This is a genomic window from Nonomuraea sp. NPDC050680 (assembly GCF_040654555.1).
In the GTDB taxonomy this organism is placed as follows: domain Bacteria; phylum Actinomycetota; class Actinomycetes; order Streptosporangiales; family Streptosporangiaceae; genus Nonomuraea.
In genome coordinates this window covers 84,953-103,426 of sequence record NZ_JBFAIF010000002.1, presented here as the reverse complement: position 1 = coordinate 103,426, position 18,474 = coordinate 84,953, and the positions used below count along the sequence as shown (strand labels likewise).

Annotated in this window: 14 protein-coding genes; 8 read left to right on the top strand and 6 right to left on the bottom strand. The window is 69.8% G+C overall.

The annotated features are described in order from the left end of the window. The 3 genes from AB0H88_RS07020 to AB0H88_RS07010 all read left to right on the top strand — a co-directional run bounded on the left by AB0H88_RS07020 (position 1) and on the right by AB0H88_RS07010 (position 4,288). Positions 1 to 408, top strand: a complete 408-nt coding sequence (locus tag AB0H88_RS07020; RefSeq protein WP_357642223.1) for a PaaI family thioesterase — start codon at positions 1 to 3, stop codon at positions 406 to 408. A 47-nt stretch (positions 409 to 455) separates the two neighbouring features. Then, the gene (locus AB0H88_RS07015; protein ID WP_357642220.1) at positions 456 to 3,263 is read left to right on the top strand and encodes a CocE/NonD family hydrolase; all 2,808 of its coding nucleotides are present in this window, start codon (positions 456 to 458) and stop codon (positions 3,261 to 3,263) included. Between the two features lie 143 nt (positions 3,264 to 3,406). Next, the gene (locus AB0H88_RS07010; protein WP_357642218.1) at positions 3,407 to 4,288 is read left to right on the top strand and encodes an ABC transporter permease subunit; all 882 of its coding nucleotides are present in this window, start codon (positions 3,407 to 3,409) and stop codon (positions 4,286 to 4,288) included. A 219-nt stretch (positions 4,289 to 4,507) separates the two neighbouring features. Here the strand turns inward: AB0H88_RS07010 and AB0H88_RS07005 are convergent, their stop codons facing one another. Further along, complete coding sequence (locus AB0H88_RS07005) at positions 4,508 to 4,633, bottom strand: hypothetical protein (protein WP_357642216.1); 126 nt, start codon at positions 4,631 to 4,633, stop codon at positions 4,508 to 4,510. A gap of 121 nt (positions 4,634 to 4,754) precedes the next feature. On the opposite strand from AB0H88_RS07005, the gene AB0H88_RS07000 reads away from it, so the two are divergent. Further along, the gene (locus AB0H88_RS07000) at positions 4,755 to 6,866 is read left to right on the top strand and encodes a tetratricopeptide repeat protein (protein WP_357642214.1); all 2,112 of its coding nucleotides are present in this window, start codon (positions 4,755 to 4,757) and stop codon (positions 6,864 to 6,866) included. On the opposite strand, the gene AB0H88_RS06995 is transcribed toward AB0H88_RS07000, so the two are convergent. Both AB0H88_RS06995 and AB0H88_RS06990 read right to left on the bottom strand, forming a co-directional pair. After that, a complete protein-coding gene (locus AB0H88_RS06995) occupies positions 6,863 to 7,783 on the bottom strand; it encodes a hypothetical protein (RefSeq protein WP_357642212.1) in 921 nt (306 codons plus the stop codon). The two genes, AB0H88_RS07000 and AB0H88_RS06995, sit on opposite strands and share 4 nt — an antisense overlap. Positions 7,784 to 7,937: 154 nt before the next feature. Further along, positions 7,938 to 8,339: an ankyrin repeat domain-containing protein gene (locus tag AB0H88_RS06990; RefSeq protein WP_357642210.1), complete on the bottom strand. Its 402-nt coding sequence runs from the start codon at positions 8,337 to 8,339 to the stop codon at positions 7,938 to 7,940. Between the two features lie 85 nt (positions 8,340 to 8,424). Between AB0H88_RS06990 and AB0H88_RS06985 the strand changes: the two genes are divergently transcribed. Together AB0H88_RS06985 and AB0H88_RS06980 are read left to right on the top strand one after the other, a co-directional pair. Further along, positions 8,425 to 9,324: a PAC2 family protein gene (locus tag AB0H88_RS06985; RefSeq protein WP_357642208.1), complete on the top strand. Its 900-nt coding sequence runs from the start codon at positions 8,425 to 8,427 to the stop codon at positions 9,322 to 9,324. Positions 9,325 to 9,391: 67 nt separating this feature from the next. Then, positions 9,392 to 10,453 carry a Gfo/Idh/MocA family oxidoreductase gene (locus tag AB0H88_RS06980; protein WP_357642205.1) on the top strand — a complete coding sequence of 354 codons (1,062 nt, stop codon included), beginning with the start codon at positions 9,392 to 9,394 and terminating at the stop codon, positions 10,451 to 10,453. 230 nt (positions 10,454 to 10,683) lie between these two features. Here the strand turns inward: AB0H88_RS06980 and AB0H88_RS06975 are convergent, their stop codons facing one another. Then, positions 10,684 to 11,475, bottom strand: a complete 792-nt coding sequence (locus AB0H88_RS06975; protein WP_357642203.1) for a tyrosine-protein phosphatase — start codon at positions 11,473 to 11,475, stop codon at positions 10,684 to 10,686. Positions 11,476 to 11,540: 65 nt separating this feature from the next. Between AB0H88_RS06975 and AB0H88_RS06970 the strand changes: the two genes are divergently transcribed. After that, positions 11,541 to 12,413 (top strand): hypothetical protein, encoded by an 873-nt coding sequence (locus AB0H88_RS06970; protein WP_357642200.1) that lies wholly within the window; start codon positions 11,541 to 11,543, stop codon positions 12,411 to 12,413. Between the two features lie 30 nt (positions 12,414 to 12,443). Here AB0H88_RS06970 and AB0H88_RS06965 read toward each other — a convergent pair whose 3' ends face one another. Together AB0H88_RS06965 and AB0H88_RS06960 are read right to left on the bottom strand one after the other, a co-directional pair. Next, positions 12,444 to 14,972, bottom strand: a complete 2,529-nt coding sequence (locus AB0H88_RS06965; protein WP_357642198.1) for a tetratricopeptide repeat protein — start codon at positions 14,970 to 14,972, stop codon at positions 12,444 to 12,446. Between the two features lie 67 nt (positions 14,973 to 15,039). Beyond that, entirely contained in the window at positions 15,040 to 17,148 is a 2,109-nt protein-coding gene (locus AB0H88_RS06960; protein WP_357642196.1) for a M6 family metalloprotease domain-containing protein, read from the bottom strand. A 100-nt stretch (positions 17,149 to 17,248) separates the two neighbouring features. Between AB0H88_RS06960 and AB0H88_RS06955 the strand changes: the two genes are divergently transcribed. After that, positions 17,249 to 18,406: a helix-turn-helix domain-containing protein gene (locus tag AB0H88_RS06955; RefSeq protein WP_357642194.1), complete on the top strand. Its 1,158-nt coding sequence runs from the start codon at positions 17,249 to 17,251 to the stop codon at positions 18,404 to 18,406. Positions 18,407 to 18,474 lie beyond the last annotated feature (68 nt).

Here is an 18,474-nt window from a genome sequence, read left to right as displayed (position 1 = left end):
GTGACTCCAGAAGACGGTGAGGCCATTCTGCGCGACTACTTCGCGCCCTGGATCCAGCAACTCGGGCTGCGCGTGCGGGAGCTGGGTGAGCGCCACGCGGTGGTGTGCCTGCCCTGGTCCGACGCGCTGGCCAGGGAGGGCGGCGGGCTGTGCGGCCAGGCCATGATGGCCGCCGCCGACACGGCCACGGTCATCGCGATCTCCTCGGCCAGGGGCGGGTTCGTGCCGATGACGACGGTGCAGCAGTCGACGACGTTCCAGCGGCCGGTGACGGGCAAGGACGTGCTCATCGACGTACGCATCTCCAAAATCGGCCGGACGCTGGCCTTCTCCGACGTGACGCTGACGGCCGACGGGGCGGCCGAGCCGGCCGCGCGGGCGTCCACGGTCTACGCGATCTTGGGCTGATCCACTGTCTCAGGGGTTTCTCAGGTGCGGAAAGTAGGCTCAACCACATGAAACGTGTGGCCGCGCCGGTCGCGGTGCTCGCCCTCGCGGGGGTGGTGACGTGGCTGGTGTGGCCGTCCGCTCCCGAGGCGAAGGGCCTCGACCAGCGCATCGCCGTCGTCGACGGGCCGGCCGACGAGCAGCGGGTCGAGCTCGACGCGACGTTCTTCCCCGCCGCGGGTGGCGGGAAGGCTCCGGTCGTGCTGCTCGCGCACGGGTTCGGCGGCAGCAAGCAGAGCGTGCGTCAGCAGGCTCTGCGACTGGCGCAGGACGGCTACGCGGTGCTGAGCTGGTCGGCTCGCGGCTTCGGCCGTTCGAGCGGCGAGATCGCGCTCAACTCCGCCGACTACGAGGTCAAGGACGTCAAGCAGCTCATCGACTGGCTGGCCAAGCGGCCCGAGGTCCGGCTCGACGCACCCGGCGACCCGCGTGTGGGCATCGCGGGTGGCTCATACGGCGGCGCCATCGCGCTGATGACGGCCGCCTACGACAGCCGCGTGGACGCGATCGTGCCGCAGATCACCTGGGCCGACCTGGCCGACGCGCTGTTCCCCGACGGTGGCGGCCAGGGTCCGGCCAACGGCGTGTTCAAGCGCATGTGGGCGGGCTATTTCTTCGGCCGTGGCGCCCCGGTCCAGGGCGGCGGCGCTGCTCAGGGGCTCGGCGCTGCTCAGGGGCTCGGCGCGGCTCAGGGGCTGGGCGCGCTCAGTCAGCAGAGCGGGCCGCTGACGGCCGAGCAGGCCAGGTGCGGCAGGTTCCTGCCCGCGGTCTGCGAGATGTACCAGCAGGTCGCCAAGACCGGGCGGGCCACGCCGGAGGCCATCGAGCTGCTGCGCAAGTCCAGCCCGGTGACGGTGGCCGGCCGCATCAAGGCGCCGACGCTGCTCATCCAGGGGCAGCGCGACTCGCTGTTCCCGCTCGGCCAGGCCGACGCCAACGCCAAGGCGATCGCCGCCGCGGGCACGCCGGTGAGCCTGGCCTGGTTCGACGGCGGCCACGACGGCGGCAACGGCGAGGCCGACTGGCTCTACGACCAGACGGCCGGCTGGTTCGGCCACTACCTCAAGGGTGACGGCACGCCGGTCCCGGAGCGGTTCACCGTGACCCGTGACGGCGGCCGCGACCCCGGCACCCGCCAGCGCATCAGGCTCCACCCCGAGTCCGCCGCGTACCCCGGCCTCGCCGGCACCGCCACCACCACGGTCGCACTCAAGGGCCCCGAGCAGAACATCGCCAACCCGCCCGGCGGCTCACCCGCCTCCATCTCCACGGTGCCCGGCGTCGGGGGCCTGCTCGGCGGAGGCGGCGGAGCGACCAATCTCAGCGTCGGGCTCGACATGCCCGGCCAGGTGGCCGTCTTCGAGTCGGCGCCGCTGACCGCACCGCTCCAGCTCACCGGCAGCCCCTCGGTCAAGCTGAAGGTCTACGGCAAGGGGCAGGTGACGCTGTTCGCCAAGGTCTATGACGTGGCCGACACCGCACAGCCGCCCAACCTGCCCGCCGGGCTGGTCTCGCCGCTGCGCGTGACGGTTCCGGAGGGCGCCGGCAGCGTGGAGACCACGGTCACGCTGCCCGCCGTCGACTTCCGCTTCGCGGTGGGGCACCGGCTGCGGCTGGCGGTGACGACGACCGACATGGGTTATGCGACGCCCGTCGAGCCGGCCTCCTACCGGGTCGGCCTGGCCGCGCCCGCCCTCGCCGTACCGACGGTATCCGCGCTGGCCGCACCCACGACCGGGGTGGCGTGGTGGGTGTGGGCGATGCCGCTCGCCGCCATCGCGGTAGCCGCCCTCATCCTGGCCACCGGCCGGACCCCATCCCGCCGCCGGATCCCCACCGTACGAGACCGCCGCCGGACCGCCATCGTCCAGAAGGACAACGGCCGATCCGACGCCATCGTGAAGGACGGCGGCCATACCGCCACTGACCAGGGCAATGGCCGATCCGGCGTCTTCGTTAAGGACGGCGGCCATACCACCACTGACCAGGGCAATGGCCGATCCGGCGTCTTCGTTAAGGACGGCGATCCGTCCGGTGCGGAGCCCCTGCCCAGTGAAGTGGGACCCGTGCCCGGCGAAGAGGTGCCGTTGGAGATCAGGGGGCTCACCAAGGCGTACCGCAACGGTGAGCTGGCCGTGGACGACCTGTCGTTCCGGGTCGAGCGCGGTCAGGTGCTGGGACTGCTCGGCCCCAACGGCGCCGGCAAGACGACGACGATGCGCATGATGATGGGCCTCATCCAGCCCGACGCCGGTGAGGTCCGCATCTTCGGCGACCGGGTGACCCCCGGCGCGCCCGTGCTGTCCAGGCTCGGGTCGTTCGTCGAGGGGCCCGGGTTCCTGCCGCACCTGTCCGGCCGCGACAACATCGAGCTCTACTGGGCCGCCACCGGCCGCCCCACCGCCGACGCCCGGTTCGACGACGCGCTGGAGATCGCGGACCTGGGCAAGGCGCTGGAGCGGGCTGTACGCACCTACTCGCAGGGCATGCGGCAGCGGCTGGCGATCGCCCAGGCCATGCTCGGCCTGCCCGACCTGCTCGTCCTCGACGAACCCACCAACGGCCTGGACCCACCCCAGATCAGGGAGATGCGCGAGGTGCTCAAGCGCTATGCCCGCGACGGCCGTACGGTGATCGTCTCCAGCCACCTCCTGGCGGAGGTCGAGCAGACGTGCAGCCACGTCGTGGTCATGCACAGAGGCCGTCTGGTGTCGGCGGGTCCGGTGTCGGTGCTGCTCAGTGCCGCCACCTCCACCAACGGACATGGGCCGCGCCTCGAAGACGTGTTCCTCGACCTCATCGGAGAGAAGTCGTGACCCACAGCTCCACGAACGGGACCGCGACCGGCTCCACCGACGGGACCGCGACGGGACCAGAGACTGAGATCGGGACCGGACCAGAAACCGGACCAGGGACCGGACCAGGGGCCGGAATCGGGTCAGCGGCCGGGACCGCGACCTTGGCCGGGCCGGGGACCGTAACCGGGTCCACGACCCGCTCGGCGACCGGCTACGCGCCCCGCCGGACGTTGCCGTTGCGGGTAGAGGTCGTCAGGCAGTTCAAGCGGCGGCGCACACTCGTCATGTTCGGGCTGCTGCTCGCGCTGCCGTGGATCCTGGTGATCGCCTTCCAGTTCGGCCCGCAGTCCAGCGGGCAGCAGCAGTCGGCGCTGCGCATCTCCGACCTGGCGACGGCCGGCGGCCTCAACTTCGCGGCGTTCGCCCTGTCGGTGTCGGCCAACTTCCTGCTGGTCGTGGCCGTCGCCCTGTTCTGTGGCGACACCGTGGCGAGCGAGGCGAGCTGGTCGTCGTTGCGCTACCTCCTGGCCGCGCCGGTGCCGCGTGACCGGTTGCTGCGGCAGAAGATCATCGTGGCGCTCGGCTACTCGGCGGCGGCGGTGATCTGCCTGCCCCTGATGGCACTGCTGGCCGGCACGCTGGCGTTCGGCTGGCATGACATCCTGGTGCCCGGCACGGGTGAGACGATCCCGGCGCTCGACGTGCTGCCGCGCTTCGGCATCGTGATCGGCTACGCCCTGGTGAGCCAGTTGGTGGTGGCGGCGCTGGCGTTCCTCATCTCCACGATGACCGACTCACCACTCGGCGCGGTCGGCGGGGCGGTGGGCCTGTGGATCATCAGCACCATCCTGCAGGCCGTGGAGGCGCTGGGGTCACTGCGGGAGTTTCTGCCGACCTTCTGGAACACGGCCTGGCTGGACGCCATCGCACCGGAACTCGACTGGAGCGGCATGGTCAAGGGCGCCTCGGTGTCGGTGACGTACGCGGCCATCCTGATCGCCGTGGCCTTCCGCCGCTTCCGCCGCAAGGACGTGGTCAGCTAAGACGCCTGCCGCTGCCGGCAGGCGTCTTGCCACTGCCACCGGAGCCGCCCGCCTTCGGTGGCACAAGCCCGTTCGGGGGACGGACGTCTGCGTCGGCCGGATTCTGGCCGGTGACGGACTTCTGGCGTATGAGGAAGGCGGCCTGCCGCAGGACGGTCTCCGTGTCTGGTCTGCCCGCCCGACATCACCTGATGACGCTCACCAGCGCCTAACAGACGGTCACCCCCAGTGAGGTGGCTTGTCGTCCAGGTAGAAGGAGTCCGAGTCGGCGTCCTGGGAGTCGCGCCAGTCGCCCCAGCCGAGGTCCGTATCGTCGCCCGTCTGCTCCGGGAGGAATTCACTCACGGTATACATGCTACCCAGAGGGACAAACTCATTCCCGGCCCGCGCGGCTTATCCCGTACGGCGAAGGGCCCCAAGGGTACGATGCCAAGGCAGGTGTCGCCTATCCCCCGTGAGGTCGCCCATGGCCACCCCAACCGGCTGGCGGCGAGAAGGTAATCTGCCGTCGGAGCTGACCAGCTTCGTGGGGCGGACCCGCTTGCTCGCCAACCTCAAGCGACATCTCGCCGAGTCGCGGCTGGTGACGGTCACGGGCATCGGCGGTGTGGGCAAGTCCCGCACGGTGCTCCGGCTGGCGCACCAGATCCGCTCCCAGTACGAGGACGGCGTCTGGTTCGCCGACCTGGCCCGGTTGCAGGACGCCGGAATGGTCAAGCACACCATCGCGTCGGCGCTGGGCATCGCCGACCAGTCGCAGCGGACCGAGTCCGAGTCGCTGTCGGAGTGGGTCGGCGATCGGGACATGCTGCTCATCATCGACACCTGCGAGCATCTGGTGCAGGGCTGCGCCGAACTGGTCGAGGAGTTGCTGGAGCGCGCCCCCAATCTGAAGGTGCTGGCCACCAGCCGCCAGTCGCTGCACCTGCCCTACGAGCACGTGATCCCCGTCCCGCCGCTGCAGGTGCCGGGCGACGACCCGACCGAGAGCCTGTTCACCAACGAGTCGGTGCAGCTGTTCGCGGCTCGCGCCGGCGCGGTGATGCCCGACTTCCTGCTCGACGAGCAGAGCATCGGCGCGGTGGCCGAGCTGTGCCGCCGGCTCGACGGCATTCCGCTGGCGATCGAGCTGGCCGCCGTGCGCCTGCGGGCGCTGTCGGTCGACCAGATCCTGGGGTTGCTGGCCGATCGGTTCAGCCTCCTGGCGGGCGCCAGTCGTACGGCACTACCGCGCCATCAGACGTTGCGCGCGGCGATCGGATGGAGCCACGAGTTGTGCGAACCGGCGGAGAGACTGCTGTGGGCACGACTGTCGGTGTTCGCGGGCGACTTCGAGCTCGACGCGGCCAGGTTCGTGTGCGCCGACGACCGGCTGCCGTCCGAGGACATCACCGACCTGGTCACCGGGCTGGTGGAGAAGTCGATCCTGCTGATCAGGAGCAATCACGCCGGAGTCCGCTACAAGCTCATCGACACGCTGGCCGAGTACGGCGAGGAGTGGCTGGACAAGCTCGGGCAGACCGAGCAGATGCGGCACAGGCATCTGGAGTACTACCTGAGCCTGGCGCAGCGTAGCGAGGACGCCTGGTCAGGGCCGAGGCAGATCTACTGGTTCGTCCGCATGCGCCAGGAGCACGACAACGTGCGCGTAGCCCTCGAGCACGCGCTGCGGTCGCCCGGCGAGTCCGCCCTGGCGCTGACCCTGCTGTCGTCGCTGTGGTTCATGTGGGTCTGCTGTGGATTCGTACGCGAAGGCCGGCTCTATCTGGAACGTGCGCTGCACGCCAACCCGGGAGTGAGCAAGGAGCGCTGCAAGGCTCTCTGGGTGCTGTCCTACGTACGCAGCGGCCAGGGCGACAGCGTCGGCGCGCTGGCGGCGGCCGAGCAGTGCAGCACCGAGGCGGTCAGGGTCGGCGACTCCAAGGCGGTCATCCTCGCCTCCAAGATGCAGGGGACGGCGGCCCTGCTGCAGGGCGACCTGCAGAAGGCCAGCGCGCTGCTGGGTGTGGCGATCGAGTTCAACACCGACAACAAGGAGCTCAACCCGGGCCTGCTGCCGGCCATCGTCGAGCTGTCGCTGGTGTTGTCCGCGCAAGGTGAGCTCTACGAGGCCGAGTCCCTGCTGCAGGACTGCCTGCAGGTGTGCAGGGAACGCGGCGAGCTGTGGCTGAGCTCCTACGCGCAGTGGTCGCTGTCCATCACCCGGCTGGCGACGGGCCGGGCCGAGGAAGCGCTGCAGAGTGCGCGTGAGGGGCTGCGGATCAAGCGCCACTTCCACGACACGCTCGGCACGCTGCTGGTGCTGGAGACCACGGCCCGGATCTTCGCCGTCATGGAGCAGGCACCACTCGCCGCGCGGCTGCTCGGCGCGCTCCATCAGAACTGGAAGACCGCCGGCCTGCCCCTGCTCGGCGCGCCGTTCCTCACCAGCGACCACGAGCAGTGCGTCAAGGAGTGCCAGAAGGTGATGGGCGAGGACTCCTACAAGCACGCCTTCGAGGAGGGCGCGCGGCTCGACCTCGATGAGGCGTCCGCGCTCGCGCTCGGCGAGCTGGACGCCCCAGGAGATGTCGGCTAGACGGCCTGCGGCCAGCACGTGCCGGTCGGCCAGGCGTGGATGTAGCGGGCGCTGCCGAGCGAGAACGCGATGTGCCCGCGCACCCAGTGTTCGAGGCCGCGCACATACTTGTGCACCGGTAACGAGGCCCAGTGGTCGAGCGCCGCGCGCCGGTCGAGGAAGGCGGCGATGGCTTCGTTGTGCATGTTCGCTACTTCTTGCAGCGCCTCTTGCAACGTGAGGGTCTTGTGCGTGGCCAGCACCGTGACGAGGTTGTGCCGGGCCTTGTCGTTGTCGCGCTCCTTGGCGTACGACAGCAGGTCATTGTCCCAGCCGATGAGGTCGCAGGCGAGGTCGGAGAGCGCGCGCACGTCCGGATGGTGCCATTCCTCCGCTTCGAGCCGGTAGCCGCCGCACGCGTCGATGAGCGCGAGGCAGGTGTAGGTGGCCCCGGTGATGCGGCGCATGAGCACATAGTCCTCGGGCGTGGGGATCAGGTCGACCTCGCGGTTGGCCGCCTCCCAGATCTGGGCGAAGAGGTACTCCTTTACCGTGATGCGCCACCTGTCCACTTGAGTGGGGGTGGCGATGTCCGAGATTCGGTGGAGCAGTTCGCTCAGGGCGAGCCCGAAGGGGTCGGTGGCGTCCGGTTCCTTGCGGCCGTCGAGGATCTCGAGGAGCGGCGGAAGGGCGCGGGCCAGCGCAGCGGCCCGGTGTCCCATCAGCTCGCCCTCGCAGAACGCGTCGTCGAACGCGAAGAGCCAGTTGTACCAGTCGTTGATCAGTCTGAGACTGTCTCGCGGCACGGTGGGGTTGGTACGCGCGGCGAGGAGGCCGATCTTCGAGCGCCGGAAGTGCTCGATCGTGTCGGCTCCGGTGAGCATGTGCGAGGCGGCCAGCCATGCGTGGCTTTCCGAGTCGATCTCTGTGGCGTGCACGTTGATCTCGTTCGGGAACGGGCATGGCAATGGAGGGATGCGAAGCGGTCGCCTACTGAAGGAGTGCGCAGAAGTAACCACCCTCACAGCATGACGATGGACTGTTCGAAAGGCCACACTCACTAACTTCCAAGACATTTAGCCATATTTCGCACTATGTACTGATTTGCCGGAACCATTCAAGGAACTGGTCGTTCGCGAACATCCGCGCCGTGTCGACCGCTGAGGGGGTTCCGGCCGCCGGATCCGCACCCGCGTCGAGCAACGCTCTGACCACGGCAGACTCCTTCTTGAACACGGCACCCGCCAGAGGTGTCTGGCCACGGTCGTTCGCTCTTCCCGGATCAGCGCCCACCTCGGCGAGCATCCTGACGGTCGCGGCGTGACCGTGATAAGCCGCAAGCATCAGCAAAGTGTCACCTTTGCTATTGGTGAGATTTGCCGGAACCCCGGCGTCCACGTAGGCGTGCAACGTCTCCGTGTCTCCCGCCCTGGCCAGGTCGAACATCCTGGTGGCGAACTCTTCGAGCTCCGGATCTCCGTCCATGTCCACCATTTTCCCTCGATAGGGTGCCTTGCACGGAATCGTTGCGGCTCGTCGTAGGTTCTGGAGAGAGTACCTAGGGAAAGGCTGTCCAACCGTGTTCGACCCGACGGATCTCTACAAGCTCGCAGACGATGCGCCCGAGCTGGCCGATCCCGTGCTCTTGTACCACTTCGACGGCTTCGTCGACGCGGGTGGTGCCGGGCGCCTCGCGCTGGGCCACCTGCTGGCTGAGCTGGAGCACCGGACCGTGGCGACGTTCGACGTGGACCGCCTCCTCGACTATCGCTCGCGACGGCCCATCATGACCTTCGACACCGACAGATGGGTCGAATGCGAGAGCCCCGAGCTGGCCGTCTACGCCGCGAAGGACGCCACCGGCACCCCCTTCCTGGTGATGAGCGGCCCCGAGCCGGACCGTGAGTGGGAGCTGTTCACCCGGGCGGTCGGCGCCCTCATCGACCAGCTGAAGATCAGCAAAATAGTCACGCTGCACGGCATCCCGATGGCGGTCCCGCACACCCGGCCGCTGGGCATCACCATGCACGCCAGCCGTCCCGAGCTGATCAATGCCCAGACCAGCTCCTTCGGCCGGGTACAGGTGCCGGCCAGCGTGGCCGCCCTGATCGAGTTCCGGCTCGGCGCCCAGGGGCACGACGCGCTGGGCTACGCGGTCCACGTGCCGCACTACCTGTCGCAGGCCGAATACCCGCACGCCGCGGTCGCCGCCCTGGAGGCGATCACGCGGGGCACCGGCCTGCTCTTCCCGCTGGACGCGCTGCGCGAGGCGGCCCAGCGCACCACGATCGAGATCGAGGAGCAGATCCAGGCGTCGACCGAGCTGTCCACCGCCATCAGCGGCCTTGAGCAGCAGTATGACGCGTTCTCGGGCGGCACCGATCGCGAGAACCTGATCGCCGAGGCCACCCCGATGCCCACCGGCGACGAACTCGCCGCCCAGTTCGAACGCTTCCTGGCCGAACGCGACGACGAGTAGCCGCCCCAGGTGAGAGATCCCCATCGCGCCGGGCGGTGACGATGGGGGCTCGCGTTACGCTGGGCCGATGAGCGAGATCGAGGTCGGCCTCGTCGGGTACGGCACGGCGGGCGCGTACTTCCACGCGCCTCTGATCCACGCCACACCCGGCCTGCGGCTGTCCGCCGTCGTCACCGGAAACCCGGCGCGAGCCGACGAGGTGGCCGCCCGCTACGGCGCGGTCCCCGTACCGGAGTTGGCCGGGCTGTGGGACCGCTGCGACCTCGTGGTCGTCGCCTCACCGAACAAGACCCACGTGTCGGTGGCCACCGAAGCGCTCACCCGCGACAAGCCGGTCGTGGTCGACAAGCCCCTGGCCCGTACCGCCGAGGAGGCCCGCCGGCTCCTACGACTGGCGGCCGAACGCGACCTGATGCTGACCGTGTTCCAGAACCGGCGCTGGGACGGCGACTTCCGCACCCTGAGACGGCTCACCGGAGAGGGCCGCTTCGGCGACGTGTTGCGCCTGGAGTCCCGGTTCGAGCGCTGGCGGCCGGTGCCCAAGGGCGGCTGGCGCGAGGCCGGCGGCCCCGAGGAGGTCGGCGGCCTGCTCTATGACCTGGGCAGCCACCTGGTGGACCAGGCGCTGCAGCTGCTCGGGCCGGTGCGCGACGTCTACGCGGAGAGTGACATCCGGCGTGAGGGGGTGGCGGCCGACGACGACACGTTCATCGCGCTGTCCCACGTCAGTGGCGCTCGGTCGCACCTGTGGGCCGGTGCGCTGGCCGCTCAGGCCGGGCCGCGGTTCCGGGTGCTCGGGTCGCGGGGGGCGTACGTCAAGTACGGGATGGACGTGCAGGAGGAACGGCTGCGCGCCGGGATCTCGCCCGACTCGCCGGGGTTCGGCGAGGAGAGCGAGGCGATGTGGGGGCTTGTCGGGACGGATGACGACAAAACCGCGGTCCGCACCGAGGCTGGGGCGTACCTCGACTTCTACCGCGGCGTCGAGTCCTGCCTGCGCGCCGGCACGCCGCCGCCGGTGAGCCCCCACAGCGTGATCGACGCGCTGACCGTCATCGAGGCGGCCCGTCTGTCGGCTACCGAGCACGTCGTCGTCCAGCTGCAGCAGAGCGCGACCGAAAGAACCTAGGGCCGATGGCTCGTCTCACGACCGTCTTGATCCCTGTGACGGTCCGTGGTGGCTGGGGTCCTTGGGAGGGATACCCCCTCCGGGGAGGTGCGGAAGAAGACGGTCCGTCGAGGCAGCGGTCCATATGGAGGACACCCCTCCAGGGGGGTACGGAAGAAGACGGTCCGTCGAGGCAGGGGTCCATATGGAGGACGCCCCCCGCGGAAACGGACCGAAGACGGCCGGAGGGCCTACTCGCGTAGGCGGGAGCGCATCGTCTCCGTGTCGGACTCCGTCCATCCGTGTGACTCCAGCCACACCGCCGGCCCGCCGAACCGCTCGTCCAGCACCGACAGGAACTGCTCCATGTACCGCGCCCGGGGCATGTGGTCGTCGGCGGGTCGTGAGTCGAGGTCGTCGCGGTAGGTGGCGCTGCCGCGCAGCCGCCGCAGCACCTGCTCCAGCCGCTCCCCGGTGGCCACGTAGTCGGCGATGATCTCCTCCCGGGTGACGCCCGTCACCTCCAGGGCGAGCGCCGACAGCACCCCGGTGCGGTCCTTGCCGGCCGCGCAGTGCACCACGGCCGCGCCGTCGCTCAGCGCCATCGCCCGCAGCGCGGCCACCACCGCGTCGGGCCGGTCCCGCAGGTAGCCGTAGTAGAAACCGGTCATCCGCAGGTCTTCGTCCAGCTCACGCTCCTGCCAGGGCAGCACCCGGTCGCCGTCGATGGTGTCGGCCTCGACGTCGGTGTACCTGCCTCCCTCGGCGAACAGCGTCAGATGGTGATGCGTCACCTCGGGCATCCGGGTCAGCGGCCCGGGGCCCTCCAGCGCGACCTCGGCGTTGGAGCGGAGGTCCACGACGTGCCGCAGCTTGAGCTCGCTGACCAGCCGGGACACGTCCTTGTCGGTGAGCCCTTGAAGATTGTCCGCCCGAAAAATCCGTCCGTAGCGGGTGACGCCGCCGTCATGGGTGGTGAGTCCACCCAGGTCACGCACGTTGACGGCGCCTTCCAGATCGATCCATCGCGTCATCTCGTTCATTGATTAGACCCTATATGTCCCTCAAAAATGAGCGGATTCGAGGTTCATAACGCAGCATGAACGGTATGGATCCGCGTGCTCTGCCCCCGAGGCTGGTGATCGACCCATCCCTGCCCCCGGACATCTCCCTCCAGCTGCGATCCAGCCCGCACATCCTTCGCATGGCCAGAACCGGCCGGCGGATGGGCTCCTCCGTCAATCCCCTCCTGCTCCTCGTCCTTCCGGCACTCCTGATGCTGATCTGGGCCGTGACCGACACGAGCGGCGCGATCGTGGCCGCGCTCGGGATGAGCCTGATCGGGCTGCTGCGGTGGATGGCCGTGGACTCGACGAACCGGGCGGCCAAGAAACGCCTGCGGCTCGCCTCCGAGTACGCCGCCCACTACGTCTTACCCGAAGATCTCGACTATCCCTGCCAGATGCTGCTTCGCCGCGCCCAGGACGCCGTGGACGCGATCCTGAACTCCCAGGTGAACAGGGCAGGGCTGATCGACACCATCGACAACCGGGTGACGTTGCCGGAAGAGGTGTGGCAGATCGCCCAGCGGCTGGCCAAGCTGTCGTCCATGCACGCCGAGCAGGGCCGGCTCATCCCGCGCGACCTGCCCACCGGCATGGAGGACGCGTTCAAGCCGTACACCGCCGCGCTGGACGTGGCCTGGACGTCGCTGTCGCGGCGGGTGCGCCACCTGGAGAAGTACGCCAAGCAGGTGCTCAAGGCGGACAAGGTCTTCCACGCGCACCGGCGGCTGGAGGCGCTGGCCGCGCGGACGCCGGACTACCAGCAGCTGATCGCCGAGACCGTCCACGACGAGCAGGCCCGTACGCACATCAGGGAGCTGGCCGACCAGGCCGCGCACGTACGCAAGCTGTTCGAGGAGAGCATCTACCAGGCCCGGCAGGCCGCCGGCGAGCTGATCAGGACTCCGCTGCCCTGACCAGGACCCTGCTCCCCTGATCTCCCCTGCTCAGGACTCCACTTGCCTGAGCAGCTCCAGCGTCCTGCGCATGCCTGCCTCGTTGCCGAGGCTGCGGTAGATGTCCCTGGCCTGCTGGAGGGGCTCGACGGCCGCGCGCGGCCCGCCCGAGTCGAGGTGTGTCTCGCCGAGGTAGCGCAGGCTGAGCGCCATCCACCACCGGTCGTCGAGCTCCTCGAAGGCGTGTACGGCCCGGCGCAGCTCGCGCTCCGACTCCTCGATCCGGCCCAGCCTGGCCAGCGCCCGCCCGGCCGACAGCGCGGTGCGCGCCACTCCCCAGGAGTCGCCGAGCGCCACCAGGATCTCCTCCGCCCGCCGGACGAAGTCGAGCTCGCGCAGCCCGTTGGACGGGTCGCCGACCTCGCCGGCGGCGCGCAGGCAGCGGGCCTCCTCCCACAGCTCGCCGCGCTGCCGGAACATCTCGGCGGCGCGGTCGAGGCTGAAACCGGCCTTGGTGAAGCCCTCCAGAGCGGCCCGGTGCTCACCTTCGCGGTGCCGGCCGCGGGCCTGCGCGGCGAGCACCTCGCCGTAGGCACGCAGCGTCTGGGCCTCGGAGTAGCGGTTGCCCGCGTGCTTGAACACCTCAAGGGCGTCTTCGAGCAGCTCCCTGGCCTCCTCGGGCCGCCGCTCGGCCAGCCGCATCTCGGCGAGGTTGCGCTGGGTGCGGGCCATCCACCAGAAGTCCTCCTCACCCTTGAACGAGGTGATGGCGCCGATCAGGTAGGACTGCGCGCGGTCGAGGTGGCCGTCGTTGAACAGGCCCATGCCGATCGTGCGCATCGCCCTGGCCGCCCACCACGACTCGCCCAGGTCGGTGAAGATCTCCAGCGCCTGCTCGGCGCCCACCCAGCCCTGCTGGTGCCCGCCGAGACCGCCCTGCACGGCCGCGCGGTCGAGCAGCGCGATGCCCAGGGCGCGCCGGTCACCGGTGCGCCGCGCGGCCTCGCAGCCCGCCTCCGCCACGGCGTGCCAGTCGGTCCAGTAGGCGCGCAGCGAGTGGCACAGCGAGCAGAACGCCCTGGCCAGCCCCGAGGTCAGCTCCCACAGCTCCAGCTGCCTGGCCAGATTGATCATGGCGAGCAGCGAGAGCCGCTCGGCGTTGAGCCAGTCGCCCGCGTGCGTCTGCCCCTCGATGCCGGAGCTGCGCCCGCCGCGGCTCCAGTCCTGCGGCCAGCGGTCCTGGGCCGCCTCCTCCGCGCGGCGGCGGTAGCCGGACAGCACCCGCTCGATCGCGGCCCTGCGCCGGCCCTGGTCATCCTCCTCGGCCAGCTCGGTGGCGAACAGCCGGACCAGGTCATGCAGGCGGTAGCGCATGGCGCCGGTCTGGTCGACACCCGAGCTCTCGGCGAGCTGCGCGTCGATCAGCGCCTCCAGCTGGTCGGCGCCGTCGAGCCCGGAGATGTCGAGCAGCTCGCCCGCCACCCAGCCGGGCACGTCGGGCGAGGTGAGCGCGGACAGCAGGCGCAGCAGGCGACGCTGCATGCCGGTGCAGTCGTCGTAGCTGAGCTGCACGGAGGCGCGCACGCTCTTGTCGACGGTCTGCGCGAGTTCGAGCTGGTCGAGGCGGCGGCGCTCGTCGGCCAGCCGGTCGGCCATCTGGCGCAGCGTCCAGTGCTCTCGGGTGGCCAGCCGGCCGCCGCAGATGTTGATCGCCAGCGGCAGATAGTCGCAGATCCGGACGATCTCCTTGGCCGAGGCGAGGTCGTCGACCACCCGTTCGCCGCCGGCCAGCCTGGCCAGCAGCTCCACGCCGTGGGCCTCGCTGAACACGCTCAGCTGGGTGTCGTAGGTGCCGTTGAGGAACAGCGGCTGGCGCGAGGTGACCAGCACGGCACAGCCCGGCTCGGCCGGGATCAGCGGCTTGACCTGGTCGGCGCCGTGCGCGTTGTCGAGACCGATGAGGATCCTGCGGTCCTTGGTCCAGGTCAGCCAGAGCTTGCGCAGCTCGTCGAGGCCGCCCGGATCGGTGGTCAGCCGGACGCCCAGCGCGCGCAGGAACCCGATCAGCACCTCCTCCGGGCGTACCGGGGCGTCGACGCCGCCCCGTAGGTCCGCGTAGAGGCGCCCGTCGGGGAACGCGCCGGCGACCTCCTGCCCGAACCTGGCCGTCAGCGCCGACTTGCCGACGCCGCCCCGGCCGTACACGGAGACGACCAGCGGCGGCGAGACATCGCCGGCCTTGGACTTGCGCCGCTCGCCGAAGACCGTCCGCAGCTCGGCGAGCGACTCGACGCGCCCGGTGAAGTGCTCGGGCACGGGCGGCCACTGGTCCGGCGGACGCGAGGACGGCTCGGCCGTCACCTCGCGCCTGGGCCGCGCCTCGGTCGTGGCCCAGGTGGTCAGGCCGACGAGGAGCGCCGCGGTCATCGTCACGCCCACCTTCACGACGGGCGGGATGTCCCAGTCGACGGAAGCGGCCAGGATGCTGGCCGCCGCGGCCGCGATGCCGGCCGAGACCGGCGCGGCCCATGGCACCTTCCTACGCCGCGAACGTGGCTTCTCCGGCAGCTGCCCTGTCAAGGACCACCTCCGGGGGAGATTCAAGCGGACGGGGTACGGCCTGCGCCAGCCGTACCCCGTCCTTAAGCTAAAGGCCGATCACCGGGCAGGTGGCCGTCATCGTCTTGGCCGGGTCGCTCTCCGACGTCGCGGTGAGCTTGACCTTGGCGAGCCGGTCACCACTCGAGGCGCGTACGGCGTTGACCGCCACCACCTCCTGCTTGCCGAAGTCGACGGCGGCCAGGGCGTTGGGCAGCTGGGCGGTCCAGCCCTTGCCCTGCACCTCGGCCTTGAGCCGGTAGACGTCGGAGTTGAGGTAGGCGCTGACGTCCTCGGGGTGCTGCCCCTGCGCCGGGGCCGCCTTGCCGGTGTTGAACAGCGGGAACTTACAGGTCGACACGCCCTTGCCGGCCGGGATCCCGGCCCCGGGCAGCAGCTTGACGCCGCGCTTCTGCGGGCCCGCGCCGTCGAGCGAGCGGATCGCGACCGTGTACGACAGCGTGCCCTCGCGGTCGCGCTTCAGGTCGGTCACGTAGAAGTGCAGGCGGTTGGCCTGGTCGACGTACTCGTACTGGCTGCCGGAGCCGGTGCCCGCGTGGAAGAGGGCGTCGGACAGCTGGCGGTAGTCGCCGATCGTGATCGGCACCTTGGTCCCGTCGGGCATGACGTAGTCGGTCATCCCGATGTCCTGCGGGTTGGCGTCGATCACCCACTCGAAGGGCGAGCGGTCCTGGTTCTTGGTCTTGGCCACGAGCACGCCGGAGTCGGGGGTGAAGGAGTCGGTGCCGACCCGGTCGACGACCTCGACCGTGTAGTTCTCGTAGCCGCCGCCGTCGCAGAGCGGGTTGGTCTGCGTGCTGCAGGCCGGGCTCTTGTCGCCGGTGTCGAAGGAGATGTTGACGCCCGACAGGTCGTTCTGGCCCGGCTGCACCTCGCGGGCGATGACCCTGGCCTTCACCAGGCCCGACTCGTCGAGGGCCTCACGTGACAGGCGCAGCACGTTCTGCTCCTCGACCATCTCCAGCTTGATCTTGTTGCGCAGCATGTGCTGGGCGCCCATGGACGCGCCGGAGGTCGGCGGGATCAGCCAGCGGGAGTGCGGGCCGCCTGGACCGTTGAAGCTGCCCCGGCTGAGCATCTCCCAGATGCCGGTGTAGGCGCGGCGGGCCGGGACGCCGTACGGGTTGTTGTAGTTGTCCAGCACGCCCAGGATGTGGCTGAACTCGTGGGCGTACACGGCCATACCGGAGCTCTCGGCCTGGACGGAGTCGACGCCGATGTTGGCGTTGGGCCAGAAGGTGGAGCCGGACTGCCAGGAGGTCCAGTCGACGTAGCGGGTCTCGGACCAGTTCGGCAGGGCGGGGTCGGGCGGGCCCCACTCGTCGGTCACGTCCTCCTTGGTGGGAAATTTCATCATCCCGAACTCCTGCCAGGTGGACGACTCGTCCTGGCCGGCGCTCACGTAGAAGATGAAGTCGAACTGCTTGGCCGCCTCTTCGCCGATCGCGCCGACGAACGCGGCGTGACCGTCGGTACGCAGGTTCTTGTCGCAGGAGTCGCCCGCCGGGCAGGCGGTGCCGCCCTGGAACTCCATGGCGTACTCGTGGTCCTTGCCCGGCATGGTGTAGGGCCCGAAGCCGGTCAGCTCGACCCCGTAACGCCCACCGGAGTCCTCCATCCAGTACTCGTGGATGGTGTGACCCTTGTTGAGGTCGTTCGGGGTGTTGAGGAAGTCCTGGTAGAACTTCGCCACCTGGTCACGCGGGATGTCGTGGGCCTCGGCGCTCGGGTTGCGGAAGATCGTCGAGCCCTTGGTCTGGGTGACCACGAACGGCTGGTTCGGGTAGTCCAGGAGCACCAGCGCGCCCTTGAAGGTGCGCTTGGAGCCCTTGACGGCCGGGTCGTTCCAGCGGGTGCCCGGCACCTTCTTGTAGTCCGCCCACGTCATGTGGTCGGGGTTCTCCCAGTTCTGCGGGTCGATCGGCGCGATGCCGCCCACCGAGCGGCTACGCAGCGACTGGGCGTCCGAAGGCGCGTCCTGTTGCCAGGGCTGGGTCTGCGGCCACTGGTTCTGCCGCCATGGGTATTCGGGATCGTCTGTGGGGGGTGCTGCGGAAGCCGGGGTCGCCACAAGGCTCATCGGAATCAGCACGAGGGCCGCCAGCAGACCTTTCAGCAGCTTCTTGGGGGCAATCACGGATCGACGTTATAGACGAAGTTGACGGAGATCACCGATCAGCTGTAGGGAAGACTTGTGGCGTGTCCTCCGACAAATGATGAAATGTCCAGGTGACGTGGTGGCGGATCTCCAGCGGACCGTGGACGAGCTGGCCGCTCGTCTTGACAGACCGCTGTTACTGGAGGACCGCGTGCAACGCGTCGTCGTCTACAGCGAGCAGAACGGCGCGATGGACGACGTCCGCCGCGACACGATCCTGCGCAGGCACTCCACGCCCGAGGTACGCCAGTGGGTGCGCTCCGCCGGGATCCACGAAGCCGCCGGGCCGTTACGCATACCGGGCGCGCCGCACCTGAGCCTGCTCCCCCGGGTCTGCGTTCCGGTACGGCACGATGCCGGGCTGCTGGGCTTCCTCTGGTTCATCGACTCCGGCCCGGCCATGTCCGGCGCGCAGGTCGCCGAGGCCGCCGCGGCGGCGCCCGCCCTGGCCCTGACGCTCTACCACGAGAGCCTGGCCACGGGGCTGGCCTCGCACCGGGAGCTGGAGGCGGTCACCGGCCTGCTGCTCGGGGAGCGGGACTCGGCCCGGCAGCTCATCGAGGCCGGCGCCTTCCCGCAGGCCCAGCCGGTGACCGTACTGGTGGCCAGGCCACTGTCGGACGAGCCGGACGAGGCGCTGCGGCTCGCGCTGGAGCAGGGCCTGCTCGCGCTGCGGCGGCGGCTGAGCGGGCACCACCCGCTGCACCTGGTCCGCTACGACCACGCCGTGCTGCTCACCGCGGGCGGAGCGATGGCGGCCGACGAACTGCACGCGGCGATGTCGATCCCGGTGGTGGTCGGAATCGGGCGGGCCAGACCGGCGCTCGCGGAGGCCGCCGGATCGTACACGGAGGCGCGGCACGCGGCCGAGGTGGCCGCCCGGATGCCCGATCTGGGCCGGTCGGTGGAGTGGGCCCGGCTCGGCGTCTACCGGATGCTCACCCATCTTCCGCACCACGAGCTGCATCCGGGGCTGGCGGAGCTGCTCGCCGATGAGCAGTATCTTCCGCTGCTGGAGACGCTGGAGACATACCTGGATCTGGCGGGCAGCGCGGTGGCCACGTCGCGGGCGCTGCGCCTGCACCGCACCTCTCTGTACTACCGGCTGCAGCGGCTGGAGGAGCTGGCCCGCACCGATCTGAAGGACGGCGGCGAGCGGCTGGCCCTGCATCTCAGCCTCAAGCTCGCCCGGCTCTCCGGCAGGTACCGGCCCAGGGAGGTGCGGCCCGGCACGTGATTGCGTGCCTGGCCCAGCTCACGTTTAATGCCCAGAGGGAACGCCCAGCAGGTATAGACCAGAAGGTC

Bases quoted from the DNA above. Each gene is read 5' to 3' on its own strand.
- AB0H88_RS07015 (WP_357642220.1), top strand. From the start codon at position 456: ATGAAACGTGTGGCCGCGCCGGTCGCGGTGCTCGCCCTCGCGGGGGTG.
- AB0H88_RS06980 (WP_357642205.1), top strand. From the start codon at position 9,392: ATGAGCGAGATCGAGGTCGGCCTCGTCGGGTACGGCACGGCGGGCGCG.
- AB0H88_RS07000 (WP_357642214.1), top strand. From the start codon at position 4,755: ATGGCCACCCCAACCGGCTGGCGGCGAGAAGGTAATCTGCCGTCGGAG.
- AB0H88_RS06970 (WP_357642200.1), top strand. From the start codon at position 11,541: ATGGATCCGCGTGCTCTGCCCCCGAGGCTGGTGATCGACCCATCCCTG.
- AB0H88_RS06990 (WP_357642210.1), bottom strand. From the start codon at position 8,339: ATGGTGGACATGGACGGAGATCCGGAGCTCGAAGAGTTCGCCACCAGG.
- AB0H88_RS06975 (WP_357642203.1), bottom strand. From the start codon at position 11,475: ATGAACGAGATGACGCGATGGATCGATCTGGAAGGCGCCGTCAACGTG.